The organism is Actinocrispum wychmicini (assembly GCF_004345645.1).
In the GTDB taxonomy this organism is placed as follows: domain Bacteria; phylum Actinomycetota; class Actinomycetes; order Mycobacteriales; family Pseudonocardiaceae; genus Kibdelosporangium; species Kibdelosporangium wychmicini.
This window is the reverse complement of sequence record NZ_SLWS01000001.1, coordinates 1573481-1597145: the sequence shown is the minus strand read 5'-3', so window position 1 is coordinate 1597145 and position 23665 is coordinate 1573481. Positions and strand designations below refer to the sequence as shown.

The 23665-nt window shown below is 69.5% G+C and carries 21 protein-coding genes; 13 read left to right on the top strand and 8 right to left on the bottom strand.

The window, feature by feature from the left end:
- Positions 1 to 104: 104 nt before the first annotated feature.
- Positions 105 to 1604, bottom strand: coding sequence for an FAD-dependent monooxygenase (locus tag EV192_RS08020; protein ID WP_132112521.1), 1500 nt, complete (start codon positions 1602 to 1604; stop codon positions 105 to 107).
- Positions 1601 to 2200 carry a TetR/AcrR family transcriptional regulator gene (locus tag EV192_RS08015; RefSeq protein ID WP_243726682.1) on the bottom strand — a complete coding sequence of 200 codons (600 nt, stop codon included), beginning with the start codon at positions 2198 to 2200 and terminating at the stop codon, positions 1601 to 1603. Before EV192_RS08015 ends, EV192_RS08020 begins: the two co-directional genes overlap by 4 nt.
- Positions 2201 to 2278: 78 nt before the next feature.
- Here EV192_RS08015 and EV192_RS08010 point away from each other — a divergent pair, with 78 nt between their 5' ends.
- Genes EV192_RS08010 through EV192_RS07985 form a run of 6 tightly spaced genes read left to right on the top strand, consistent with a single transcriptional unit; the run spans position 2279 to position 6777 of the window.
- Positions 2279 to 3394 carry an acyl-CoA dehydrogenase family protein gene (locus EV192_RS08010; RefSeq protein ID WP_132112517.1) on the top strand — a complete coding sequence of 372 codons (1116 nt, stop codon included), beginning with the start codon at positions 2279 to 2281 and terminating at the stop codon, positions 3392 to 3394.
- Complete coding sequence (locus tag EV192_RS08005; RefSeq protein WP_132112515.1) at positions 3394 to 4407, top strand: s-methyl-5-thioribose-1-phosphate isomerase; 1014 nt, start codon at positions 3394 to 3396, stop codon at positions 4405 to 4407. The genes EV192_RS08010 and EV192_RS08005 overlap by 1 nt, the downstream gene beginning before the upstream one ends.
- Positions 4404 to 5111 carry an acireductone synthase gene (gene mtnC / locus EV192_RS08000; RefSeq protein ID WP_132112513.1) on the top strand — a complete coding sequence of 236 codons (708 nt, stop codon included), beginning with the start codon at positions 4404 to 4406 and terminating at the stop codon, positions 5109 to 5111. Before EV192_RS08005 ends, mtnC begins: the two co-directional genes overlap by 4 nt.
- Positions 5108 to 5692, top strand: coding sequence for a methylthioribulose 1-phosphate dehydratase (gene mtnB / locus EV192_RS07995; RefSeq protein ID WP_279492917.1), 585 nt, complete (start codon positions 5108 to 5110; stop codon positions 5690 to 5692). The genes mtnC and mtnB overlap by 4 nt, the downstream gene beginning before the upstream one ends.
- Positions 5689 to 6261, top strand: coding sequence for a 1,2-dihydroxy-3-keto-5-methylthiopentene dioxygenase (locus EV192_RS07990; RefSeq protein WP_132112510.1), 573 nt, complete (start codon positions 5689 to 5691; stop codon positions 6259 to 6261). The genes mtnB and EV192_RS07990 overlap by 4 nt, the downstream gene beginning before the upstream one ends.
- A 27-nt stretch (positions 6262 to 6288) precedes the next feature.
- On the top strand, positions 6289 to 6777 hold the full coding sequence (locus EV192_RS07985; RefSeq protein ID WP_132112508.1) for a phosphoribosyltransferase: 489 nt from the start codon (positions 6289 to 6291) through the stop codon (positions 6775 to 6777).
- On the opposite strand, the gene EV192_RS07980 is transcribed toward EV192_RS07985, so the two are convergent.
- Together EV192_RS07980 and EV192_RS07975 are read right to left on the bottom strand one after the other, a co-directional pair.
- Complete coding sequence (locus EV192_RS07980) at positions 6774 to 7724, bottom strand: isopenicillin N synthase family dioxygenase (protein ID WP_132112506.1); 951 nt, start codon at positions 7722 to 7724, stop codon at positions 6774 to 6776. The genes EV192_RS07985 and EV192_RS07980 overlap by 4 nt on opposite strands.
- Entirely contained in the window at positions 7705 to 8187 is a 483-nt protein-coding gene (locus tag EV192_RS07975) for a nucleoside deaminase (protein ID WP_132112504.1), read from the bottom strand. Before EV192_RS07975 ends, EV192_RS07980 begins: the two co-directional genes overlap by 20 nt.
- A 106-nt stretch (positions 8188 to 8293) precedes the next feature.
- On the opposite strand from EV192_RS07975, the gene EV192_RS07970 reads away from it, so the two are divergent.
- Positions 8294 to 11053 carry an AAA family ATPase gene (locus EV192_RS07970; RefSeq protein WP_165960239.1) on the top strand — a complete coding sequence of 920 codons (2760 nt, stop codon included), beginning with the start codon at positions 8294 to 8296 and terminating at the stop codon, positions 11051 to 11053.
- 10 nt (positions 11054 to 11063) lie between these two features.
- Here EV192_RS07970 and EV192_RS07965 read toward each other — a convergent pair whose 3' ends face one another.
- Both EV192_RS07965 and EV192_RS07960 read right to left on the bottom strand, forming a co-directional pair.
- Positions 11064 to 12407: an FAD-dependent oxidoreductase gene (locus EV192_RS07965; protein WP_132112500.1), complete on the bottom strand. Its 1344-nt coding sequence runs from the start codon at positions 12405 to 12407 to the stop codon at positions 11064 to 11066.
- The gene (locus tag EV192_RS07960; RefSeq protein ID WP_132112498.1) at positions 12404 to 12988 is read right to left on the bottom strand and encodes a TetR/AcrR family transcriptional regulator; all 585 of its coding nucleotides are present in this window, start codon (positions 12986 to 12988) and stop codon (positions 12404 to 12406) included. The genes EV192_RS07965 and EV192_RS07960 overlap by 4 nt, the downstream gene beginning before the upstream one ends.
- Positions 12989 to 13067: 79 nt before the next feature.
- On the opposite strand from EV192_RS07960, the gene EV192_RS07955 reads away from it, so the two are divergent.
- Positions 13068 to 14405, top strand: a complete 1338-nt coding sequence (locus EV192_RS07955; protein ID WP_132112496.1) for a purine-cytosine permease family protein — start codon at positions 13068 to 13070, stop codon at positions 14403 to 14405.
- On the opposite strand, the gene EV192_RS07950 is transcribed toward EV192_RS07955, so the two are convergent.
- Together EV192_RS07950 and EV192_RS07945 are read right to left on the bottom strand one after the other, a co-directional pair.
- Positions 14400 to 15467 carry an amidohydrolase family protein gene (locus tag EV192_RS07950; RefSeq protein ID WP_132112494.1) on the bottom strand — a complete coding sequence of 356 codons (1068 nt, stop codon included), beginning with the start codon at positions 15465 to 15467 and terminating at the stop codon, positions 14400 to 14402. The two genes, EV192_RS07955 and EV192_RS07950, sit on opposite strands and share 6 nt — an antisense overlap.
- Positions 15442 to 16845: an APC family permease gene (locus tag EV192_RS07945; RefSeq protein WP_132112492.1), complete on the bottom strand. Its 1404-nt coding sequence runs from the start codon at positions 16843 to 16845 to the stop codon at positions 15442 to 15444. The genes EV192_RS07950 and EV192_RS07945 overlap by 26 nt, the downstream gene beginning before the upstream one ends.
- A 60-nt stretch (positions 16846 to 16905) precedes the next feature.
- On the opposite strand from EV192_RS07945, the gene EV192_RS07940 reads away from it, so the two are divergent.
- From EV192_RS07940 to EV192_RS07920, 5 genes are read left to right on the top strand one after another with little or no spacing between them, the layout of a single operon-like run.
- Complete coding sequence (locus tag EV192_RS07940; protein WP_132112490.1) at positions 16906 to 18189, top strand: type I glutamate--ammonia ligase; 1284 nt, start codon at positions 16906 to 16908, stop codon at positions 18187 to 18189.
- Between the two features lie 46 nt (positions 18190 to 18235).
- Positions 18236 to 20068, top strand: coding sequence for an AMP-dependent synthetase/ligase (locus EV192_RS07935; protein WP_132112488.1), 1833 nt, complete (start codon positions 18236 to 18238; stop codon positions 20066 to 20068).
- Positions 20069 to 20077: 9 nt separating this feature from the next.
- Positions 20078 to 20536 (top strand): (2Fe-2S)-binding protein, encoded by a 459-nt coding sequence (locus EV192_RS07930; protein WP_132112486.1) that lies wholly within the window; start codon positions 20078 to 20080, stop codon positions 20534 to 20536.
- A complete protein-coding gene (locus tag EV192_RS07925; RefSeq protein WP_132112484.1) occupies positions 20533 to 21504 on the top strand; it encodes an FAD binding domain-containing protein in 972 nt (323 codons plus the stop codon). Before EV192_RS07930 ends, EV192_RS07925 begins: the two co-directional genes overlap by 4 nt.
- Positions 21501 to 23573 carry a xanthine dehydrogenase family protein molybdopterin-binding subunit gene (locus EV192_RS07920; RefSeq protein WP_132112482.1) on the top strand — a complete coding sequence of 691 codons (2073 nt, stop codon included), beginning with the start codon at positions 21501 to 21503 and terminating at the stop codon, positions 23571 to 23573. Before EV192_RS07925 ends, EV192_RS07920 begins: the two co-directional genes overlap by 4 nt.
- Positions 23574 to 23665: the final 92 nt, after the last annotated feature.

The following is a 23665-nucleotide window of genomic DNA, read 5'->3' as shown; positions in this document are numbered from 1 at the left end:
TCAGAGCAATGTGGGAATAGTGACGCCCCGCCGGTTGCGATCCCATAACGTCCCGCTACCGCGACCACCCACCGCACCCGAACGCACACGGACAGCGACTTCACCTATGGCGTGACGGCCATGTGTTTCGGCGTACCGAACCACATCGCCAACGATTCCGGAAGTCCATTGTGGACATCGTCGCCGGCCCACGCGACGTACCCGTCCGGCCGGACGAGCACTGCTCCGGCCGGCGCCGCCGGCGACCGCACCGCGACCACGTCCACCCGGTCGCGCCAGCCCTCGGGCACGTCCACCCCGGCGAAGTCGAGCAGCACCGGCCGGCCGGACCGCATCAGCTCGGCGATCCGCCCGTCGGCCAACGGGATGTCCGGCAGGAACCGGCCGACCAGCGGATGGTCGCCGGACAGGTAGCGGACGTCCGAGCCGGCCATGGTCTCCGCGACGTGCCGCAACGTCGACTCGTCGCGCAACAGCTCCTCGAAGAGCTCACGCAACGCGGTGACCTCCGGCCCAGGTGCCACCAACGCCGACTGTGCCATCGAATGCATGACCACCCGTTCGGCCAACGGACGCCGTTCCGACTCGTACGTGTCCAGCAGCCCGTCCGGCGCCCAGCCCTTGACCGCGGCCGCGAGCTTCCAGCCGAGGTTCGCCACGTCCTGCAAACCGAGGTTCAGCCCAGGGCCGCCCATCGCCGAGTGCACGTGGGCCGCGTCGCCGACCAGGAACACCCGGCCGGCCCGGAACCTTTCCGCGATCCGGGTGTTGCGGCCGGCCAGCCGGCGCAGCAGGTTCGGGCCGGGGTGCTCGGGTTCGCCGATCGGCACGTCCGCCCCCAGCACCCGGTGGATGCTCGCGCGCAACTCGGCCACGGTCATGGGCACGTCGTCGGCCGGCTCGGACGACGACCATTCGGTCGTGTTGATCATCGGCCGGCCGGGCTCAAACTGCGAGTACACGAAGACACCGCGCTCAGTCCTGGTGAACGCCGTGTTCCCGATCCGGCCGAAGCCCGGCACGTCCAGCGCTCCGTCGACGACGGCGCCGTCGGGCAGCGACACGTGCGCCGACCGGGTCACAGTGTCCACATTGGTCACGCCAGGGAAGTCGATGCCGGCCTCCTTGCGCACCACACTGGCCGCGCCGTCCGCGCCGACCAGGAAAGGCGTGCGCATCTCGTACTCGCCTTCGGGTCCACGCACCTGCACGACGACCTGCGTCTCGTCCTGCTCGAACGAGATCACCTCATGCCCGCGCCGGATCTCCGCGCCCAACTCCAGCGCACGTTCCTCCAGCATCTGTTCCAGGCGCCGTTGTGGCACGGGCAGGATCGTGATCGGGTTGTCCGCCAGCCGGTCCAACTCCAGTGGCAGCGCGCCGAACATGAACCTGGGCACCCGCATCGGCACGGGCGCGCCCACCCGCTCGTGCAGGCCACGGTGGTCCATCAACCGGACGACCTGGCCGACCATGCCGTTGGCCTTCGGCTGGTTCGACCGTTCCGGCAACTGTTCCAGCACGATCGCCGGCACCCCGGACAGTCTCAGTTCGCACGCCAGCATCAGCCCGTTCGGGCCGCCCCCGACGATCAGGATGGTCATGGTGTTCCTCCCTGTAGGTTCTTCAGTTGCGCCAACGCCTCCAGGATCAGCGGCCCCATCGGCACCGGCGGTTCGATCTCCAGCCAGTAGTCCCGGGCGGTCTGGTACGCGGCCATCACCGCGCCCGCGATGACCCGCGGGTACATGTCCCTGGACGGGTCGAGCCCCAGGCGGTCGGCGATCGCGGTCGCCAGCTCGTCCTGCACGGCGACCTGTCCCTTGAGCACCTCCCCCAGCATCTGCGGGGTGCTCATCATTCGCTTGATGCCGTCGATCCAGCCCGCCGGCGGTGCCGCGGTGGCGTCCCCGCCGAACACCTGGAGCACGGCATGTGTGATGCCGTCCCAGAGCGGCTCGTCCGCCGGCCGGGCCCGCAGCAGGTCCCCGATCACCATCGCCCGGTTGAGCTCACGCCACCAGATCGCCTCGTACTTGCTGGAGAAGTAGTTGTTGAACGTCCGCGGCGACACGTCCACGGCCGCCGCGATGTCCTCCACCAGCACGTTCTCGATCCCGTGCGCGATCGCCAGCCGGAGCGCGGCCATGCTCAGCGCCTCGCGGGTGGCCTGCTTCTTGCGTTCCCGGAGTCCTGACACACCCTCACGATACCTAAAAGTGCGGGACACGCAAGTTTGCTGATCGCGCATCTTTCAGCGATTGGCTAGATTTGCCGCATGACGGACTGGATCGGCTTGGCCGAGGAGGTGGCCGCGCAGCTGAGGGCGGACGCGGCCGAACGGGACCAGGCGAACCGACCGCCGGTGGCCGAGGTCGAACTGTTGCGCTCGTCCGGGTTGCTGAGTGCCGACCAGGAGGCGACGAACGCGGTGACGCGGATCGTCTCGTCCGCGGACGCCTCCATCGGCCACCTGATCGGTTATCACTACCTGCACCTGTGGCGGGCGACTCTGTTCGACAACCCGGGGCCGGCGCGGCAGATGCGGGCGAACCCGGAGTGGTTCTTCTCCGGCGTGTCCAACCCGCTGGACGCCGCCCTGCGGCTCACGCCGACCGACGACGGGTTCGTCGTGGACGGTCGCAAGACGTTCGCGACCGGCGCGAGCGTGGCCGACCGGCTGGTGGTGTCGGCGACCACGGTGGACACCGACGAGAAGGTCACGTTCACGGTCGACGCCCGCGCCGAGGGCATCTCGTACCCGTCCGACTGGGACAACACCGGCCAGCGGCTGACCGCCAGCGGCGGCATCGTGTTCGACAGTGTCACCGTCGACCCGGACGACGTGCTGGGCGCCAACCCGCCGGACAACCTCCGGCTTTCCTTGGCCGCGCTGGGGTTCCAGGTCGCGCTCACCCAGATCTATGTGGGTATCGCGATGGGCGCGCTGGCCGAGGCCGCCGACTACACCAAGTCGCTCACCCGACCATGGTTTCTGTCCAATGTGGACGCGTCAACGGACGACCCGTACATCCTCGCCGGCTACGGCGAACTGTTCGCCGCAGTGGAGGCCGCCGGCCTGCTCACCGACCGCGCGGCCGACGCGTTGCGGGCCGCGGACCTGGCCGGCACGGACCTGACGCCGGAACAGCGTGCGACCACGGCGGTAACGGTCTCGTCGGCGAAAGTGTTCGCCACCAAGGTGGTCAACGAGACCACGACCAAGGTCTACGAGTTCATGGGTGCCCGCGCGACCGCCACCAAGTACGGCTTCGACCGGTTCTGGCGCAACGCGCGCACGCTCACCCTGCACGACCCGGTGGTCTACAAGGCCCGCGAGGTGGGCACGTACTTCCTGACCGGCGAACACCCGCCGATCACCGGATACAGCTGATGGACCCGGTGCTCGCCGACAGTGTTCGGCTGACGGACGACGGCGTGCTGATCCTCGACCGGCGGGAGTTCCCGTTCCAGCGGAACTGGGTGACGTGCCGGACGGTCGAGGAGGTCGCCCGCGCGATCGAGGACATGGTCACCCAGTCGTCCGGGCCGTACTTCGCCGCGCTGTATGGCATGGTCCTGGCCGCCCGGGAAGCCGCGGGCATGCGTCCGCACGCTGCCCACGCGGCTCTGGAACAGGCGGGCGAACGGCTGATCCGGACCCGTTCAACGAACAACCACTTGCGCAAGGCCGTCAACGCCGTGCTCAGCGCGGCCACGGGCGCCGGCGAGGAGTTGTTGACGTCGACTTTGGCGGGCGCGCAAGCAGGTGACGAGCTGTACCGGTCCCGTTGTCGTTCCCTCGGGACACACGCGGCCGCGTTGCTTCCCGACGAAGGCGGTGTGCTCACGCACTGCTGGGCGGACCTGTACCTGATCGAGACCGTCAACGCCGCCCACCGGGCAGGCAAACGCTTGCGCTTCTTCTGCACCGAGACCCGGCCGTACCTGCAGGGCGCCCGGCTGACCGCGGAGACGCTCGGTGAGATGGGCGTGGACACCACGCTGATCTCCGACGGGATGGGCGCGGCCGTGCTGCAGTCCGGCGAGGTGGACGCGCTGGTCACCGCCGCGGACCGGGTCGCCATGGACGGGCATGTGATCAACAAGGTCGGCACGCTTGCCCTCGCGGTGGCCGCGTCGGCCTTCCACGTTCCGTTCCACGCCCTGGTCCAGGCGCCCGACCAGCAGGTCACAACCGGCGCGGATGTGCCGATCGAATACCGGTCGGGCGACGAAGTCCGGTACACGCTGGGCCGGCGGACGGCCAGCGACAAAGTCCGTGGCCTGTATCCCGCGTTCGACGTGACGCCGCCGCGTTTCGTGACCACGATCGTCACCGACCGCGGCCCGTTCGAGCCGGGCCTGGTGGCCGAGTACTACCGCGAAGGAGAACACAACCAGTGACCACGCTGACCGCGCGATGGGTCGTCGTCGACATCGAGGGCACGCTGACCCCGACCAGCCAGGTGCACGTGGTCCTGTACGACTACGCCCGGCCCCGGCTCGGCCCGTGGATCACCGAGCACCCGACCGATCCGATCGTCGTCGACGCCGTCGCGCAGATCAAGACCCTGGGCGGGCTCGGTGCGGACGCCGGCACTGACGAAGTCGTGGCCGTGCTGCACAGGTGGATGGCCGAGGACAAGAAGATCGCGCCGCTGAAGACCCTGCAGGGGCTGATCTGGGAGCGTGGCTACGCCGACGGCGACCTGGTGACCGAGTTCTTCCCGGATGTCGTGCCGGCGCTGCGGGCCTGGCACGACAAAGGGGTCGACCTGGCGGTGTTCTCGTCGGGCTCGGTCGCCGGCCAGGTCGCGTCGTTCTCCCGGTCCACGGACGGAGACGTCACAGGGTTGTTCATGGCGCACTTCGACACCGTCAACGCCGGGCCGAAACGGGCGGCTCCGTCGTACCAGGCGATCGCCGCCGCCCTGGGCGCCGGGGAGATCGTGTTCTTCTCCGACGTGCCCGCGGAACTGGACGCGGCGGCCGAGGCGGGCTGGCGCACGGTCGGGCTGGCCCGGCCGGGTGAGCCGTTCGGCGACGCGGACTTCGGGCCGCACCTGGCGATCCGGTCGTTCGCCGACGTCAGTGTGGAGTTGGCGTGAACCTGCCAGAAGCCGGCGAGCTGCTCGCGAAGGAAGCCGCCCGGTACACCGCGATGGGCTGGATGCGGGGCAGTTCCGGGAATCTGTCCGTCCGCCTGCGGGACGAGCCGCTGCGGCTGGCGGTCACCGCGAGCGGCCTGGACAAAGGGGAACTGACCGCCGCGGACGTGGTCGAGATCGACTCGTCGGGTGCTGCTGTCGGGCCAGGCGTGCCGTCCGCGGAGGCCGGGCTGCACGCACGGATCGCCGCGGTCTCGGGTGCCAGGGCCGTCGTCCACGTGCACGTGCACGCGCCCGTGTTGGCGGCCGAACGCTGGCCGGACGGGGTTCAGCTGCGTGACATGGAGATGCTCAAGGGCTTCGGCCGGTCCGCGCACGACGACCTGGTGACCATCCCGGTCGTGCCGAACAGCCAGGACATGGTCGTGCTGGGCGACAGTTTCGAAGCGGGCCACCGGGCCGACACCCCGGCGTTGATCGTGGCCCGGCACGGGCTGTACGTGTGGGGCGCGGACCTGACGCAGGCCAGGCATCGCACGGAGTGCCTGGAATGGCTGTTGCGGTTCATAATGGCGGTATGACGCTGCTGACTGTGTGGCCCGACACGGACCCGTCGACCGTACTGACGCGCACCGAGGACGCCGCGGAGATCGAAAGCGAGCTCAAGCGGATCGGCGTCCGGTTCTCCCGGTGGCCGATCGTCACCACGCTGTCGGCGACACCGCCGTCGGAGGAGGTGCTGTCCGCCTACCGGGAACATGTCGACCAGGTGATCGAGACCGAGGGGTACGGGTACGTCGACGCCCTGCACATGACCCCGTCGGACAGTCCGGAATGGACCGAGATGGCCGCCAAGGCTCGCCAGAAGTTCCTCGCCGAGCACACCCACGACGACGACGAGGACCGTTTCTTCGCCCGCGGTTCAGGTGTGTTCTACCTGCACGTCAACGGGAAGGTGTACGGGATGCTGTGCACCGCGGGCGATCTGCTGAGCGTCCCGGCGAACACCACGCACTGGTTCGACATGGGCACCCGGCCGGACTACGTGGCGATCCGCTTCTTCCACGACGACGAGGGCTGGGTCGGCAACTTCACCGGAAACCGGCTCGCCGAGGACTTCCCGAGCTTCGACGCCCTGATGAGCGGCTGACCACACCAGCGCGGTTAGCATGCCGGCATGGACGAGCGCGAGATCCTGACTTGGGACCTGTTCGGCAAGGCGTCCCGCGAGCTGGCGGAAATGGTGGCCGCGGACGGGTTCCGGCCGGACCTGATCCTGTCCATCGCCCGGGGCGGGCTGTTCGCCGCCGGTGCGCTGGGATACGCGTTGAGCGTCAAGAACCTGCACGTCATGAACGTCGAGTTCTACACGGGTGTGGACGAGCGGCTGGAGCTGCCGGTGATGCTGCCGCCAGTGCCCAATGTGGTCGATCTCACCGGCGCCAAGGTGCTGGTGGCCGACGACGTCGCCGACACCGGGTCGACGCTCAAGCTGGTGCACGACTTCTGCCAGGACCACGTGGCGGACGTCCGGTGCGCGGTGCTGTACGAGAAATCGCACTCGATGGTGAAGTGCGAGTACGTGTGGCGGCGGACCGACCAGTGGATCAACTTCCCGTGGTCCACGCTGCCGCCGGTGGTGGACGCCGCGGTGCTGGACGCCTAGTCCATCGTGATGGCGTCGAGTTTTTCCTTCAGGTAGACCGAAGCGGTCACCTCGGGGTAGTCGACGTGGCCGACCGGCGGGCCGAGGGACGTGATCCGGGCGTCGTGGTCGGTCTCGTAGAAGTAGATCAACGACACCAGGTCCTCGTCCGGCGCGCTGGCGTGCGGCGGCAGTACGCGGTGGCGGGTGGAGCGCCAGCGGTCGCCGGTCCAGCGAGCCATCAGGTCGCCGATGTTGACGGTGAACGCCTCGGGATGGTACGGCGCGTCCACCCATTCACCGTCCTTTGTGTACACCTGGAGGCCGCCGACGCCGGGCTCCCGGTCCAGCACGGTGACCGTGCCGAAGTCGGTGTGCGGGCCGATCCGGAACTGGTCCTTGTCCGGCTGGCCCACCGTGGTCAGCGGCGGGTACCAGTTGATGTTGAAGGTGTAGGTGGAGTTGCCCGTGTGCCGCGTGAAGTGGTCCGGTGGCAGGGAAAGCGCCGCGGCGAAGACGGTGAGCAGCTCGTCGGCCAGAGCCCGCATCCGGCCCATGTACTCGCTCGCCGCGTCGCGCAGGTCCGGGACCTCCGCCGGCCACACGTTGGGGGCGAACCAGAAGTCGTCGACCGACGGGTCGCCGACCGCCGCTTCGGCACCGACCGAGTACGACTCCTTCAGATCCGGCGGCGACTCCACGCCTTCCGCGTACGAGTTCGCCTCCGCGCCCGGCGGCAGCCAGCCGCGCCCGCCGACCGACACCGCGTACGGCTGCTTGACCTCACCGGGCAAGGCGAAGAACTGGCGTGCTTCGGCGCGGACGCGGGACCGTAGGGACGACGGCACACCGTGGCCGGTGACGAGCAGGAAACCGGACTCCTGCAGGGCCTCGTCGATCCGGGCGGCCACCTCGGCCCGGCCGGAGCCGTCGAACCAGGGCCGCAGGTCAACCAGGGGAACCGTCATGGACCTCTCCGATGTCCTCGTACCACAGTTCGGGGTGTTCCCGGATGAACTCGGTCATCAGCTCGACGCAGTCCGGATCGTCCACAATGGTCACCTGGACGCCGATCCCGGCCAGCCACTCGTGGCCGCCGAAGAACGTGGTCGCCTCGCCGATCACCAGCCGGGAGATGCCGAACTGGCGTACCAGCCCACTGCAGTACCAGCAGGGCGACAACGTGGTGACCATGATCGTGTCCCGGTAGTGCGGCCGGCGGCCGGCGTTGCGGAACGCCGCTGTCTCCGCGTGCGTGGACGGGTCGCCGTCCTGGACGCGCCGGTTGTGGCCGCTGCCGAGCAGCTCACCGTCCGGCCCGTAGAGCGCCGCACCGATCGGGATACCGCCCTCGGCCTTGCCCTTCAGCGCCTCCTGCCGTGCCACGGTCAGCATCTGGTTCGCCTCGATCACCTCGCGGCTCGCGTGCATGGTCACACCTTCGTGGTTTCAGGACGCTGGTGCAAGAGCCCGGACGCCCGATCGGGCACTGAGGTCGGCCCCCATGGCGTGGTCGATCTCTGTCACCATGGGTGACATGCGCGGTGCCGAGTGGCTGGCCCGGTCGGCGGAACTGGCCGCCGTCGAGCGGCTGCTTGACGACCGCGACCCGGGGCCACGCGCGTTGCTGATGCACGGTGAGCCCGGCATAGGCAAGACGACGGTGTGTGTGGCGGCGATGGCCGCCGCCCGTGATCGCGATTTCCTGGTGCTGGCGACGCGCGGTAGTCAGAGTGAGACCGGGCTGTCCTTCGCCGGGTTGACCGACCTGCTGGACGAGGCCACCGACGGGCTGCTGCACGAACTGCCCGAGCCGCAGCGGATCGCCCTCGAGGTGGCGCTGGCCCGGCGGATGCCCGGGACGGCGCCGGTCGGCCAGCGCGAGGTCGGCATGGCCGTGCTCACCATGTTGCGGACGCTGTGCGCGCAGCGGCGGGTCTTCGTCGTGCTGGACGACGTGTCCTGGGTGGACAGTCCGACGGTTGAGGCACTGCGGTTCGCGTTGCGCCGGATGCGGTCCGAGCCGATCCGGCTGCTCGGCAGTGTCCGGCTGGACCAGACACCGTCGCAGCTGTGGCGCGAGATCACCGTGGACGACCTGCACCTGGACCCGCTCGACGAGCGCACGATCGACCAGCTGCTGCGGACCCGGCTGAACCTGTCCCTGCGGCCGCGGGTGCTGCGCACACTGGTCCGGCGGACCGCGGGAAATCCGTTCTGGGCCTTGGAAGTGGGCCGCGCCATCACGCGTCAGCACGGCGAGCCGACCACCGACCTGCCGTTGCCGACGTCGCTGACGACCGTGGTCAACGAGCGGCTCGCCGAGCTGGACATGGACACCCAGGCCGCGCTCATCGCGACCTCGGCGCTCGCGTACCCCACGGTCTCCCTCACGACACGCGCGCTCCAGGGGATAGTCAAGGACCCGCTCGACGCGATCGACGCGGCGGTCACAGCGGGCATGGTGGCGGAAAGCTCCGGCCGCTTGCGCCCCGCGCACCCACTGCTGGGGTACGCGGCGCTGGAGACGCTGGCGCCCGGCGGGCGCGCCGCGCTGCACCGGCGCCTGGCCACGATCGTGAGCGATCCCGAGCAGCGGGCCCGGCACATGGCGATCGCGGCCGAGCCGCCCGACGCCGAAGTCGCCGGTGTCCTGGACGACGGGGCCACGGCGGCGCGTACCCGTGGGGCGACCGGGGCGGCCGCGGAACTGGCCGAGTTGGCGGTCGAGTTCACGCCCGCGTCGGCCTTGGTGGACCTGGGCCGTCGTCGGGTCGCTGCGGCCGAGGTGCTGTACGCGCTCGGGGAGCGGGAACGTGCCCTGCAGTACATCGACGAGAAGGACATGGCCGGGATGCCCCCGGACCTGCGCCGCCAGAACCTGCCGTTCCTGGTCGAGGTGATCTACTGGAGCCGTGGTCCGGAGGCCGCGCAGGACATGATCCGCCGCGCCATCGCCGAGGCCGGGGACGACACCCATCTGCGCGCGGTCGCGTTCGCCATGGCGTCCGATGTCGGTGACGGCGAAGGCGGCGACCGGGAGGCGTACGCGACGAAGGCGTTGGAGCTGTTCGACGGCCTTGACGTGGAGCCGGATCCGGCCGCGCTCGCCTCGGCGTTGATCCACCTCACGGACACGAACATCGGTGCCGGCCGTGGCATGCGGGAGGACCTGTTGAGCCGCGCCGAGCAGGTCCAGGCCACGATGCCGTGGATGCCGATCACCGCACGGGCGTCGACGATCCGCGGCTACTTCCTCAAGACCGTCGACGACCTGGCCGGCTCCCGGGTCGTGTTGGGCCGCGCGATCAAGCAGGCGATGGACGAGGGCGAGGACGGCGCGTTGTCGCCGTTGTTCGGGCATCTGGCGTTGACCGAGTGTTGGGCCGGTCGGTATGCCGAGGCCGGCGCCGCGATGGACGAGGCCGTGCGCCGCGCGTCCGGCTTGATTCCGGCGGTCCTGTACGCCACCGACGGTCTGTTGCGGGTGCTGACAGGTGACCTGGACGGGGCACAGCAGCTGATCGAGGACCAGTTCAATGCCGAAGGACCGGCCATCGGCTTCCGTAAGGCCATTGTGTACCGGCAAGTGCTGGGTGCCGTCGCGCTCCTGCGCGGCGACGACACCACAGCCGTGTCCGTGCTGACGACCGCGATGGACATGGCTGGCGCGGAGGGCATCAGGGAACCATCGCGCCGCCAGCGCCTGGACAGCGACCTGGGCCAGGCGCTGGTGAACACCGGCCGGCTGGACGAGGCGCAGTCGCTCGCGGACGAACTGATCGACCTGGGCACGAGGTCCGCCCGCCCCACCCTGCTCGGGGTGGGCCTGCGGATCCAGGGCCTGGCCGAAGCCGCCCGCGGCGACCTGTCCTCTGCCGCGTCCACATTGGACAACGCGGTGGCGGCGCACACGCAGACCCAGCTGCCGCTCGAGTACGGCCGGACTCTCCTGGCGCAGGGCCAGGTTCTTCGGCGCAACAAAGCCAAAGGGGAAGCCCGCATCGCACTGGAGAACGCCCTGGCGTGCTTCACGGCCATCGGCGCGACCCCGTTCACCGAGATCGCCACCACCGAACTCACCCGGGTCCAGCCGGCCCGTTCCGGCGGAACACTGACCAAGACGGAACGGAAGATAGCCGAGCTGGTCGCCACCGGCCTGACCAACCGGGAAGTGGCGGCGCAGCTGTTCGCCAGCGTGCGGACAGTGGAAGGCCATCTGGCCGCGGTGTACCGAAAGCTGGGCGTGCGCTCCCGGACCGAACTGGCCCGGCTGCTGTCCGATCAGGAGGACTGACACCCACCGGTCAGGGCCGGGCCACATAGTCCGCAATGGACTTCACGTCCTTGGGCGTGGCGACCATTCCGATGTGGCCGTCCGGCCGCACCAGCACCAGCACGTCCTTGTCATCCTGCTTCGGCATCAGATGCGTGCGGACGCCCGCGATAGTCGGGGCCTCGCCGGCGAACGCCAGGAGGGTGAAATCCGGGCCCTTTGCCTTGTCCGCCCAGGGTGATCGGTCGCCGGCCCGCGGACCGGTCCAGTCCGTCAGGTTCTTGGACAGGGGGCTGTTCGGGTAGGCGAGGTCGAGTTGGCGGTGTTCGTCCTTGACGCCCGCCTCGATCTTGTTGCTGCCCGCCCGGACCACCGCCACCACCGTCATCAGGGCCTGGGTGCTGGTGGCCAAGGTCCATTCGGCGACCGGCAGGCGTTCGTCCTGATACGTGTCGAGCAGACCGGGGGAGGCTGTGCCGGCGACCGCTCGGGCCAGTTTCCAGCCGAGGTTGTAGGCGTCCTGGATGCCCGTGTTCATTCCCAGGCCACCCGTGGGCGGGTGGACGTGGGCGGCGTCGCCGGCCAGGAACACCCGGCCGACGCGGAACCGGTCGACCATGCGGACGTTCGGCCGGTAGGCCGACATCCAGGTGAAGTTCGACAGGGTGACGTCGGTGCTGCCGATGTACTCGCGGCACAGGCGTTGGAACTCCGGCGGCGTCGGAGTGGCCGGGTCGCCGGCGACCTGGATCTGCCACTGCCTGGTCGCCGGGAACGGGGTGACGGCGAACATGCCGCGGTTGGGGTCGATCCACATGTGGGTCGCGTCCCGGGTCAGGCCGGAAACCTCCGCGTCCGCGATCAGGAAAAGCTGTTCGGCCGCGGTCTCGCCGTCGAACGCGACACCGAGCGCCTTGCGCGTCACGCTGCGCCCGCCGTCGCAGCCGACCATGTACTTGGCCTCGATGGTCTCCCCCGGCACCGAGGCGACCACCGACGAGTCGCTCTGGGCGAACGACACCAGTTCGACGCCGAACTCCACCCGAACACCGGACTGGCGCAGCTTGTCCCGCAGCGCCTTCTCCACACTCCACTGGGGCAGCAGAAGCGCCGCTCCGCCCACCCGGACCTCACGGACCGGTTGGTCGCCGATGTGGATCCTGGTCGGCAGGTCCCAGCCGGCCGCGGTGATCTCGTCGATCACACCGAGGTCGGCCAGCACCTCCAGGCTGCGCTCCTGCAGGCCCTTGCCACGCGAGCCGCCGAACGGCTCCGGCGCCTTGTCGATCACTCGCACGTCAACACCCCGCCGGGCGAGGTCGCAGGCCAGCGCCAACCCGGTCGGCCCCGCGCCGACCACCAGGACATCGATCATTTCCGTTCCCCTGTCATCCCGTCCATCAACAGTGCGACCACCTGGTCCCGCAACGCCGCCATGCCCCGGCGGGCGATCAGGTCCGGAAAGTGCCCGGCCATCCCAGGCACCGAGACGAGCGCGCTCACCGCGGTCACGTACACGACGTCCAGATCGAGGTCCGCACTGAAGATCCCCTCGGCCACACCTTGGTCGTACAGCGCCCGCAACTCCTCGGGCACCGCGTCGTCGGACATCTGCGGCCGCGCCCCCCAACCACCGACCGCCTCCTGGGTGACCAGCGCGAGCAGCAGCGGCCGGGCGTGCATCATGTCGAAGTACGTCCGGTACACGTGCCGCACGCCGTCGTACGGCTCCATGCCCGCGGCCTGTTCGAGCGCCTCCCGCCAGACTTCCTTCACGCCGGCGGCCTCGTGCTTGAACACCGCCTGGTACAGGCCCTCCTTGCTGCCGAAGTGGTGGTAGATCATCCGCTCGTTCACCCCGGACCGGGCGACGATCTCCCGAATCCGGGCGCCTTTCAGCCCGAGACGTGCGAATTCCTGCGCCGCGGCGGCCAGCAGGGCGGCCCTGGTGTCCATGCAGTAAATGTTTACTGCAGGATCGGCGGTTGGTCAACCGTGACCCGGCGGAAACGTCGACGATCTAGGGTGCCGAACCATGTACGGCCAGAAAGTTGTGAAGGTGGAGCCGGGCGGGATCGAGCCGGTCGCGGACGCGGACAAGCACGGCACCGCACGGCAGCTGTTCTGGACGTGGACGTCGCCGAACCTGGAGTTCGCCACGGTCTTCGTCGGTGTGCTGGCGGTGTCGGTGTTCGGCCTGAACTTCTGGCAGGCGGCCGCCGCGGTGACCATCGGCAACCTGCTCGGCTCGGTCACCCACGGCGTGCTGTCCGCGCGCGGGCCCGCGCACGGCGTGCCGCAGATGGTGCTGGGGCGGGTCGCGTTCGGGTTCTTCGGCAACGCGCTGCCCGCGTCGCTGATGTCGGTGATGGCCGGTGTCGGGTGGTTCGCGGTGAACAGCGTCAGCGGGACGTTCGCCCTGAACTCGCTGACCGGGATGCCGTTGGTGCTGTGCCTGATCGTGATCGTCGCGGTCCAGGTCGTGGTGGCGTTCTTCGGGCACAACCTGGTCCAAGCCTTCGAACGGTACGTGTTCCCGCTGCTCGCGCTGGTCTTCCTGATCACGACCGTGGTCATCTTCAGCAAGTCGTCGCCAGGGGCCAGCGTCGGAACCGGCGGCCTCGGCGGGTTCATCATCACGGCCAGCGCCGCGTTCGGCTACACCGCCGGCTGGAACCCCTACGCCGCCGACTACACGCGATACCTGCCCAAGGACGTGAGCCGACGGGCCGTCGGCTGGTTCTCCGGCACAGGATTGTTCTTGTCCACCACGGTATTGATGCTCGTCGGCGCCGCGTCCACGACCATCAGCGGGTCCACATCGGACAACCCGGCCACGGCGTTCACCGGGCACCTGCCGGGATGGCTGGCGTCGTTGACGTTGCTGTCGATCGCGCTCGGAGCCGTCGCGGCGAACGTCCTGAACGTCTACTCGGGCGCGCTCGCGTTCCTCACGTTAGGCATCAAGCTCCCGTTGGCACTGCGCAGGGCCGTTGTGGCCGTGGCGTTCGGGGTGATCGGCTTCGTGCTGGCCTGGCTGGGACTCAAGGACGCCGGGAAGGCGTACGAGAGCTTCCTGCTGGTGATCGCGTACTGGATCGGGCCGTGGCTCGGCGTCGTGCTCGTCGACCAGCATTTCCGTCGTGACCAGCAGATCGACGCCGCCCTGCAGGACACCCGGGTGAAGAACTGGGGCGGCCCGACCGCGATGCTGATGGGCATGATCGTCGGCATCGGCCTGTTCTCCAACCAGGAACGGTACGTCGGTGAAGTGCCGAAGGCGATCCCGTGGATCGGCGACATCACGTTCCTGGTCGGGTTCGTCGTCGCGGCCGGGATCTACTACATCTGGCCGAAACGCCGGTTCTCATAGGCCGTACGCCCGGGTGGCGTTCTCGACCGCGACGAGTTCGGCGAGCCGGTCGGCGTCCGCCGCGGTCCACGACCCCTCGGACACGCCGGAGCCCAACACCGACGCCAGGCCACGCCGGAAAAGCACGGCGGACAGGTGGTAGAACTCCGGCAGCCCGAAGGCGTCCGACGAGAACAGCAGTTTGGTGAACGGCGCCAACTCCAGGGTCTCCTCGACCAGCACGGTGGCGCGGTCGCCGAGGTTGTGGGTGGCGAGGCCGACGTCGACGTACACGTTGTCGAACACCTGGGCCAGGTAGCCGGCTTCGCGGTGGAACGGGTAGTTGTGCAGCAGCATCACCGGTACGCGCAGGTTCCTGATCAGGCCGGTGAGCAGCAGCGGGTCGCACGACCGCATGTCCACGTCGGCGTCGCCGAGGCCGACGTGGAACTGGACCGGCAGGCCGAGGTCCGCGCCGCACCAGATGAGGAACCGCTGCAGGACGGGATCGGCGAGCCGGGCCGGGCCGGCGAGCCAGTGCGCGGCCGCGGTGACCACCTCGGTGTCGGCCGGCCGTTCGGCGGCGAGGCCGAGCCCGACGCGGTAGGCCGCGATCGACTTGACGCCGACCGCGGCCGTGCACCGGGTGTCCAAAAGGGACCGGAAGGCGTCCGGGAACCCGCCCGCGGTCACGGCACCGTGCAGCGACTCGGCGACTTCTTCGAGCCGGACGATCTCGTACGCCGGGCCGCCGGCCAGCGCACCCAGTTCGGCGGGCGACAGGATGGGCTCGGGCGTGTACCCCGTGTCCACGCACAGCGCGTGCAGCCCGGCCGCGCCCAGGAACCTGGCGTTGACCTCGTCGAACCCCAGTGCCGTCCGCCGGTCGACGTAGTCCTCGGCGGGCGCGTGCGCGGGTAGGTCCAGCACGGGCGCGCACCAGCGCCGGACCGCCAGCCCGATCCGGGACGCGAACGATCCCACCGCGGCCTCGGTGAGATGACTCTCTAACGCTGTTAGAGAGAGATCGCGGCGGACCACACCGTGGCAGTGGTGGTCAATCAGGGACAGTTGCTCGAACATCGGCGAGCCTCTCCCCGACACGACGGGCGGTGGCCGGCGCGGCCCACACGGCGACCAGCGCGAGCAGCAGCCACCCGCCGGCGACGATCGGGAACCACTGGGCCGCTCCTTCGGTCGGATACGGGATCACGTTGCTGTACAAGGTGTATCCCAGAACCACGATGGCCGCCAACGGGATGACCACCTGCCAGCGTGGCACGTCCATCACCCGCCGCACGAACAGCAGCCGGATCGCGCCCACCGTCGTCAGCAGGTACGCGACCAGCAGGATCAACGTCCCCATCGCGCCGAACCAGCCGACCAGGTCGGTCGCGGTCGCCCCGAACAGCACCCAGCACCCGACCAGGCAGACGAAGACGATCGTGGACACCACCGCGGCCGCGCGGGCCGGTGTCCCCGCCGCCGAGGCCGCGCCCAGGCCGCGGGCGCCGAAGCTGTCCCGGGCCAAGGCGAACAGCAGCCGGGAACCGCCAGCGACGCACGCGAGCATGCAGCCGAACGCGCTGACCGCCGCGCCCAACGTGATCGTGTCCCCGACCCACGAGCCGACATAGGACGTGCCCAGCTCACCCACCAGGGCCTGCGAGTTGGCGAAGGCGTTCGGGTCGCCGAACCCCATCATCTCCACGGCCGTGACGACCACGAAGAACACCCCGCCGAAGATCGCCGTGCCCAGGATCGCCCGTGGGATGTCCCGTCGCGGGTGGGCGGTCTCCTCACCGAGCGTGGCCGCCGCCTCGAACCCGGCGAACGACAGGAACCCGAACACGACGCCGAGGAACACCGCGGAACTCCCGGTGCCGGCGGGGACCGTGAACACGTCCAGGTCGAACTTCGACGGCACCAGCCGCACCAGCACGATCACCGTCACCAGCAGGATCAGCGCCACCGTCACCCCCTCGACCAGCAGCAACAGGCCCATCCCCCGTTTGGCGGGCACGACCGTCAGCTGCAATCCGATCAACAGCGCCACGACAGCCAGCAGGAACGGCGCCCACGACGGCGGGTGCGGCCACACACCGATGCTCTGCAGGAACGCCGTGCCGAACCGCCCCGCGGCGGCCGCGGTCCCGACGGCGTAGAACGTGTACGTCCCCAACAGCCCCACGCCGGCGACCACACCGGTCCGTGGCCCGAGGGTGGCGCCGACGAACGCGTAGACCGAGCCCGCGTGGTTGAAGTACTGACACAGCCGTACGAACCCGTACGCCACGAGCAACACGGCGACCGCGGCCAGCAGGAACGCCAGCGGCACGGCCCGGCCGACAAAGGGAACGATGAACTGCGGGTTGATGTTCGCGGCCATGCTCGGGGCCATCAGGGCGACCGAGAGGCCGATCGCCTGCCACACGCTCAGGGTCCGACGGAGTGGTGCCATCGCGCGCTCCCACCAGGAAGGAGATCATTGAGCCCTAAGCGTAGGAGCGAGGGGAAGACCATGGATTCCGCGAACTTGACTGCCCGCGGGGTGCTCGCGGTGGCGGTGACCTGGGTCGACACCAGTGGCATCACCCGGGTGAAGGCGGTGCCGGTGAAGCTGTTGCCGCGGGCCGTCCAGGACGGTGTCGGCACGTCCCCGGTGTTCGACCACTTCCTGCTGGACGACTCGATCGTGGGCGGCGGACCCGTCGGTGACCTGCGGCTGAAGCCGGACGTGGAGCGGTTGACGGTGTTGTCGGCCCAGCCCGGGTGGGCGTGGGCGCCGGGTGTCCGGTACACGCAGGAAGGCGCGGTCCACCCGGCGGACGCCCGTGGCCTCGCCATCCGAACCGTCGACAAGCTCAAGGACCAGGGCCTGACCGTGATGGCGGCGTTCGAGGTCGAGTGGTGCGTGTCGATCGGGCAGGGCGACGAGTTCGTGCCCGCGTGCAACGGTCCCGCGTACGGGATGACCCGGATCACCGAGCGGGCCGACTATCTCCATGACCTGCTCGAAGCCCTCAGCGGCCAGGGGGTCGAGGTCGAGCAGATCCATCCGGAGTACGCGGCCGGCCAGTACGAGGTGTCCGTGGCGGCCCAGAACCCGGTCCGTGCGGCCGACACGTTGGTCCTCGTCCGCGAGACGATCCGGGCGATCTCCCAGAAGCACGGCCTGCGCGCCACCTTCGCGCCGAAAGTCCTGGCCGGTGGGGTGGGCAACGGCGGCCACGTGCACCTGAGCGTCTGGCGCGGCAGCGAGAACCTGTTCACGGGCGGCGACGGGCCGTACGACATGACCGAGGACGGCATGGCGTTCATCGGCGGCGTGCTGTCCCGGCTGCCGGCGCTGCTCGCGGTCGGCGCGCCTTCGGTGGCCAGCTACCTGCGGCTGGTCCCGTCCACCTGGGCGGGCCCGTACGCCTGCTGGGGCCTGGAGAACCGGGAGGCGGCGCTGCGGTTCATCACGGCGGGCTCGCCGAACCTGGAGGTGAAGTGCTTCGACGGCGCGGCCAACCCGTACCTGGCGCTGGCTGGGCTGATGGTCGCCGGGGCGGCCGGCATCACCGAGGGCGCCCGCCTGCCGGACCCGGTGAACGTGGACCCGGTGACCCTGGACGGCGTGCCGATGCTGCCGACCTCGCTCGACCAGTCGGTGGCCGCCTTCGAGGCCGAACCGGCCTTGGTCGAGGCGTTCGGCCCGGAGCTGGTTTCGGCCATCGCAGGCGTGCGCAAGGGTGAGGTAGCCCTTTTCGCCGATTCGACCCCGCAGGACGTCACCGAACGGAGCCGTTGGCGTTACTGACGAGTAGAGATACTGTGGCTTGGCCAGGGGACGCAAAGGAGCGGTCTTGATCAGCGGTGATGACGTACAGCGGGAGATCGACGGCCAGACGGTCGCAACCCTGTTGCGGCGCAACGCGGACGAGTACGGCGACCAGCCGGCCCTGAGTTCGCACTGGGGGCCGGACAGGACCACTCTGACCTGGGCCGAGTTCCGCGAGCACGTCGCGGCCGTCACCCATGGGCTGGCCGAGCTGGGGCTGGCGACCGGCGACCGGATGCTGATCATGGCGTCGCGGCGGCCGGAGCACTGGATCGTCGACCAGGCGGCGATGCACCTCGGCGGGATCCCGTGCACGACGTACGACACATTGTCCACCGAACAGATCGCCTTCGTGGCCAGGCACAGTGCCGCGCCGTTGGTGGTGATCGAGGGCGCCGAGCAGCTGGCCCGCTGGCTGCCCGCCCTGCCCGACCTGCCGAACCTCGCCAAGATCGTGGTGATCGACGAGGACGCGATCCCGACGGGCGACAGCAGGTTCGTGTCGTACCGCGAGGTGCACGAGAAGGGCGCGGCGGTCCACGCCAACGCCCCGGAGCGGTTCGAGCAGCTGACCGACAGTATCCGGCCGGAGCAGCCGGTGTGCATGATCTACACGTCCGGCACCACGGGCGACCCCAAGGGTGTCGTGATCAGCCACCACAACGTGTTGTCCGCGGGCGCGTCCGTGCATGTCGTACATCCTTTGCCGCTACACGGAAAATCAGTGGCATACCTGCCGTTGGCGCACATCGCCGAACGGATGCTCGGCGTCTACCTGCTCATCTTCCGGGCCGGCCACGCCACTCTGGTCGCCGACCACACCCAGCTCGTGCCCGCGCTGCAGGGCGTGCGGCCGTTCGGGTTGTTCGGCGTGCCAAGGGTTTGGGAGAAGATGACGGCCGCGTTGCAGGGCGGGCTGGGGGCGTTGCCGGAGGAGCAGGCCGCCGGTGTGCGGATGGCACGGGACGCCGCGCTGGAGGCATGGCGGCTCGGCAGCGAGGGCAAGCCGTTGCCCGACGAGTTGAAGGCGAAGCTCGCGGCGCTGGACGAGAAGGCGTTGCTGCCGATCCGGACCATGATCGGCCTGGACCAGCTGCACCGCGGCGGCAACAGCGGGGCCGCGCCGATCCCTGTCGCGGTGCTGGACTTCCTCGCCAGCATCGGCATTCCGGTCCTTGAGGTGTGGGGGTTGAGCGAGACGACGGGTGCCGTCACCGAGAACATCCCCAACAGCTACCGGGTCGGTTCGGTCGGCCAGGCGCTGCCCGGGTCGGAGATCAAGCTGGGCGAGGACGACGAGCTGATGGTCCGTGGCCCGCTCGTGTTCCTCGGCTACCTGCAGGAGGACGGCTCGGTCAAACCGGACACCGACGCTGACGGCTGGCTGGCCACCGGCGACATCGGCCGGATCGACGAGGACGGGTTCGTGTTCGTCACCGACCGCAAGAAGGAGCTGATCATCACCTCCGGCGGCAAGAACATCGCGCCGACCAAGGTGGAGGGCCTGCTGCGGGCGCACCCGCTGATCGGCCAGGCGGTCGCGATCGGCGACACCAGGCCGTTCGTGACCGCGTTGATCGTGTTGGACGACGAGACCGCCCCGCTGTGGGCGCGGGCCAGGGGCATCGGGGAGACCGACCTCGCGCTGCTCGCCAAGCACCCGGATGTCCTGGCGGAGCTGGAAAGCGCGGTGGTCGCGGCCAACTCGGTGCTGTCCAAGGTGGAGCAGATCAAGAAGTACGAGGTGCTGACGACGGTGTGGACGCCGGAGTCCGGTGAGCTCACGCCGACCCTGAAACTGCGCCGTCGGGTGATCACCGACCGCTATTCCCAGGCGATCGAGGCGCTGTACGCATAGTGTGGTGCGGTGACCCACCACCAATCACTCAACGTCAACGGGCAGGTCCGCCAGTTCCCGGCGGACCCCCGGACGACGTTGGTCGACGCCCTGCGCGAGCGTCTCGGTCTGACCGGCACGAAGAAGGGCTGTGACCGCGGCGAATGCGGCGCGTGCACAGTCCTGGTCGACGGCAAGCGCGTGCTGTCGTGCATGATGCTCGCCGTCGCGGCGGAGAACGCCGAGATCACCACCATCGAAGGCCTGTCCGCCGACGGCGAACACCCGGTGCAGCAGGCCTTCCACGCCAACGACAGTTTCCAGTGCGGCTTCTGCACGCCGGGGCAGGTGATGTCCGCCGTCGCGTGCATCGCCGAGGGCCACACGGGTTCGTCCGACGAGATCCGTGAGTGGATGAGCGGCAACATCTGCCGTTGCTCCGCGTATCCGCAGATCGTCACTGCGGTCCGGGAGGCGAGCGTACAGTGAAGACGTTCACGTACTCCCGCGCGACCACCGTCGAGGACGCGCTCGCAGCGTTGGGCGAGCCGGGGACGCGGCTGATGGCCGGCGGCACCGAGATGGTCAACTGGCTGAAGGAAGGCATCGAGCAGCCGGACCGGCTCGTCGACATCACCGCCCTGCCGCTCACTGGGATCGCCACGGACAGCGGTCTGCGTGTCGGCGCGCTCACCACGATGAGCGAGCTGCTAGACCGGACCACTGTGGACTATCCGGTGCTGGCCGAGTCCTTGCTGCGGGCGGCGTCCCCGCAGCTGCGGAACATGGCCACCGTCGGCGGCAACCTGCAGCAACGCACCCGGTGCCCGTACTTCCGCTCGGACACGAAGGTGCCGTGCAACAAGCGGGAGCCCGGCAGCGGCTGTTCCGCGCTCGCCGGCGACACCAGCGGCCAGGCCATCTTCGGCTGGAGCGAGCACTGCGTCGCCACCCACCCGTCGGATCTCGCGGTCGCCTTGGCCGCCCTGGACGCGTCGATCGAGGTGCGTGGACCGCGCGGTGAACGGACCATCCCGGCGACCGAGTTCCACCTCCTGCCCGGTGATCACCCCGAACGGCACACCGCCCTCGAACCGGACGAACTGATCGTCGCGGTCCATGTCCCGGCGCCCGCGCCTCGGTCGCACTACTTGAAGGTGCGCGAGCGGGTGTCGTACGAGTTCGCCGTGGTCTCCGCGGCCGCGGTGGTCTCCCTTGACGGCACGGTCATCGACGCGGCCAGGATCGCGCTCGGCGGTGTCGCCCACCGGCCGTGGCGGCTCACCGCGGCCGAATCGGCGTTGCGGGGTGTCAGCGTGAACGACAAGGAGGCCATCGCACAGGCGATCGCGGAGTCCTTTGTGGACGCCAAGCCGCTCGCGGACAACGGGTACAAGGTGACGCTCGCCCAGCGCGCGGCGGTCCGCGCCCTGATGACCGCAGGAGGTGCGCGATGACCAGCGTTGTCCGGCCGGACGGTCCGGCCAAACTCACCGGCAGGGCGACCTACGCCGCCGACACCCAGGTCCCTGACGTGGTGTACGCGGCTTTGACACCAGCGACCGTCCCCTTCGGACAGTTGGCGTCGGTGGACATGACAGCCGCACTGGCCGCGCCGGGTGTCCTGGCGGTCTACGACGAGCTGCCGCCGATGCCCCCGATGCCCAGCCCGATGCTCGGCCACTCGATGATCCCGTTGCAGGGCAAGCAGATCCACTACGACGGCCAGCCGGTAGCGATGGTCCTGGCGGAGACCCTGGAGCAGGCGCAGTACGCGGCCGGCCTGGTCACCGCCACGTACACGGACGTGCGCAGGCCGGTGTTGTTCGGGCAGGGCGAGGAAGTCGTGCCGGCCGGCGGTCACACGTTCCACCCGACCGACGAGAGCGTCGGCGACTTCGACGCTGAGGTGAAACTGGCCGACCATGTCGTGACGGCGACGTACACCACGGCGGACCGGCACCACAGCGCGATCGAACCGGCCGCGACCATCGCCTGGTGGGAGGACGACCAACTGACCCTGCACACGTCGACGCAGGCGGCCGGGCTCGCGCAGATGGCGGCCGCGATGGCGTTCGAGGTGGCGCGCGAGAACGTCCGGATCGTGTGCCCGTTCGTCGGCGGCGGCTTCGGCTCCAAGGGATACGTGTGGCCGCATGTGTTCCTGGCGGCGGGCGCGGCCAAGGTGAGCGGCCGTGCGGTGAAGCTCGTGATGACCAGGGCGCAGATGTTCTCGCTCAGCGGGCACCAGCCGGCGACCAGCCAGACCGTGACGCTCGGCGCGACCGCGGCCGGAAAGCTGACCGCGATCAGGCACCACGGCGTCAACGCGGCGGCCAGGGTGGACCAGTACACCGAGTTCACCACGCACGCGTCGACCTGGCTGTACGACAGCCCAGCGATCGACGTGCGCACCCGGATCCAGGAGGTCGACCGGCCACAGCCGACCCCGATGCGGGCGCCGCACGAAGGTCCCGGTGTGTTCGCCCTGGAGTCCGCAATGGACGAACTGGCGCACCGGCTCGGCATCGACCCGGTCGAGTTGCGCCTGCGCAACCAGCCGTCGGTGGATCCGTTGACCGGCCAGCCGTTCTCGGCCAGGTCGCTGGTGGAGTGCCTCCAGCAGGGCGCCGAACGGTTCGGGTGGGCGGACCGCAAACCCGAGATGCGCGACGGCGACGACCTGATCGGCTGGGGCATGAGTGTCTCGACCATGAACACGTTCCGCAACACGTCGTCGGCCCGGCTTCGCGTCCAGTCCGACGGGCACGTCGTCGTCGAGACCAGCATGCAGGAGATCGGCACCGGCCTGCCCGGTCTGGTCCAGCTGGCGGCGGCCGAGATCCTCGGCTGCGACCCGGGCGACGTCGAAGTCCGGCACGGCGACACGGCATTGCCGCCGCACTTCGGCACTGTCGGGTCGATCTCCGCCGGCGCGTTGGGCGCGGCCGTGCAGGACGCGGCCACGGCCGTGATGGAGAAACTGCAGGCGTCGCCCGGCCGCTCGCTGGCGGACCTGGTGGGCGCGTCCGGCCTGGAGTTCGTCGAGTCCGAAGGGCACTGGGCACCGGACGAGAAGTCCTCGGGCTACTCGATCCGCACGTACGGCGCGGTGTTCGCCGAAGTGCGGGTGGACGCCGACCTCGGGCTGGTCCGAGTGCCGAGGATCGTCGCGGTGTACAGCGCGGGCCGGATCATCAACCGGCTGGCCGCGCGCAGCCAGATGACCGGCGGCATCATCTGGGGCTACGGCCAGGCGTTGCTGGAGAAGTCCGTGCTGGAGCCGAATCTCGGCCGGTTCCTGTCCCGAAACCTGGCCGGCTACGTGGTCCCGGTGAACGCGGACATCCAGGACATCGACGTGTCGTTCATCGACGAGGAGGATCGGATCGCCAGCCCGATCGGCGCGAAGGGCATCGGCGAACTGGGCGCGACCGGAGTGTCGGCCGCGATCGCCAACGCGATCTTCCACGCCACCGGCCGCCGGATCCGAGACCTCCCTATCCGTATCCACGACCTCCTCTGACCACTCCCCCCGTTAACGACGTTCGTCGGTACCGCGGACGTCGTTAACGGGGGTTCACTTTGTCCAGTCTCGAACGACTTCCCTGCTTATTG

What these genes read in the sequence shown, in the direction of transcription:
- EV192_RS07955 (WP_132112496.1), top strand. Translation starts at nt 13,068, where the DNA reads ATGTACGGCCAGAAAGTTGTGAAGGTGGAGCCGGGCGGGATCGAGCCG.
- EV192_RS07940 (WP_132112490.1), top strand. Translation starts at nt 16,906, where the DNA reads ATGGATTCCGCGAACTTGACTGCCCGCGGGGTGCTCGCGGTGGCGGTG.
- EV192_RS07980 (WP_132112506.1), bottom strand. Translation starts at nt 7,724, where the DNA reads ATGACGGTTCCCCTGGTTGACCTGCGGCCCTGGTTCGACGGCTCCGGC.
- EV192_RS07965 (WP_132112500.1), bottom strand. Translation starts at nt 12,407, where the DNA reads ATGATCGATGTCCTGGTGGTCGGCGCGGGGCCGACCGGGTTGGCGCTG.
- EV192_RS08005 (WP_132112515.1), top strand. Translation starts at nt 3,394, where the DNA reads ATGGACCCGGTGCTCGCCGACAGTGTTCGGCTGACGGACGACGGCGTG.
- EV192_RS07985 (WP_132112508.1), top strand. Translation starts at nt 6,289, where the DNA reads ATGGACGAGCGCGAGATCCTGACTTGGGACCTGTTCGGCAAGGCGTCC.
- EV192_RS07970 (WP_165960239.1), top strand. Translation starts at nt 8,294, where the DNA reads ATGCGCGGTGCCGAGTGGCTGGCCCGGTCGGCGGAACTGGCCGCCGTC.
- EV192_RS08020 (WP_132112521.1), bottom strand. Translation starts at nt 1,604, where the DNA reads ATGACCATCCTGATCGTCGGGGGCGGCCCGAACGGGCTGATGCTGGCG.
- EV192_RS07950 (WP_132112494.1), bottom strand. Translation starts at nt 15,467, where the DNA reads ATGTTCGAGCAACTGTCCCTGATTGACCACCACTGCCACGGTGTGGTC.
- EV192_RS07990 (WP_132112510.1), top strand. Translation starts at nt 5,689, where the DNA reads ATGACGCTGCTGACTGTGTGGCCCGACACGGACCCGTCGACCGTACTG.
- EV192_RS07960 (WP_132112498.1), bottom strand. Translation starts at nt 12,988, where the DNA reads ATGGACACCAGGGCCGCCCTGCTGGCCGCCGCGGCGCAGGAATTCGCA.
- EV192_RS07920 (WP_132112482.1), top strand. Translation starts at nt 21,501, where the DNA reads ATGACCAGCGTTGTCCGGCCGGACGGTCCGGCCAAACTCACCGGCAGG.
- EV192_RS07975 (WP_132112504.1), bottom strand. Translation starts at nt 8,187, where the DNA reads ATGCACGCGAGCCGCGAGGTGATCGAGGCGAACCAGATGCTGACCGTG.
- EV192_RS08010 (WP_132112517.1), top strand. Translation starts at nt 2,279, where the DNA reads ATGACGGACTGGATCGGCTTGGCCGAGGAGGTGGCCGCGCAGCTGAGG.
- EV192_RS07945 (WP_132112492.1), bottom strand. Translation starts at nt 16,845, where the DNA reads ATGGCACCACTCCGTCGGACCCTGAGCGTGTGGCAGGCGATCGGCCTC.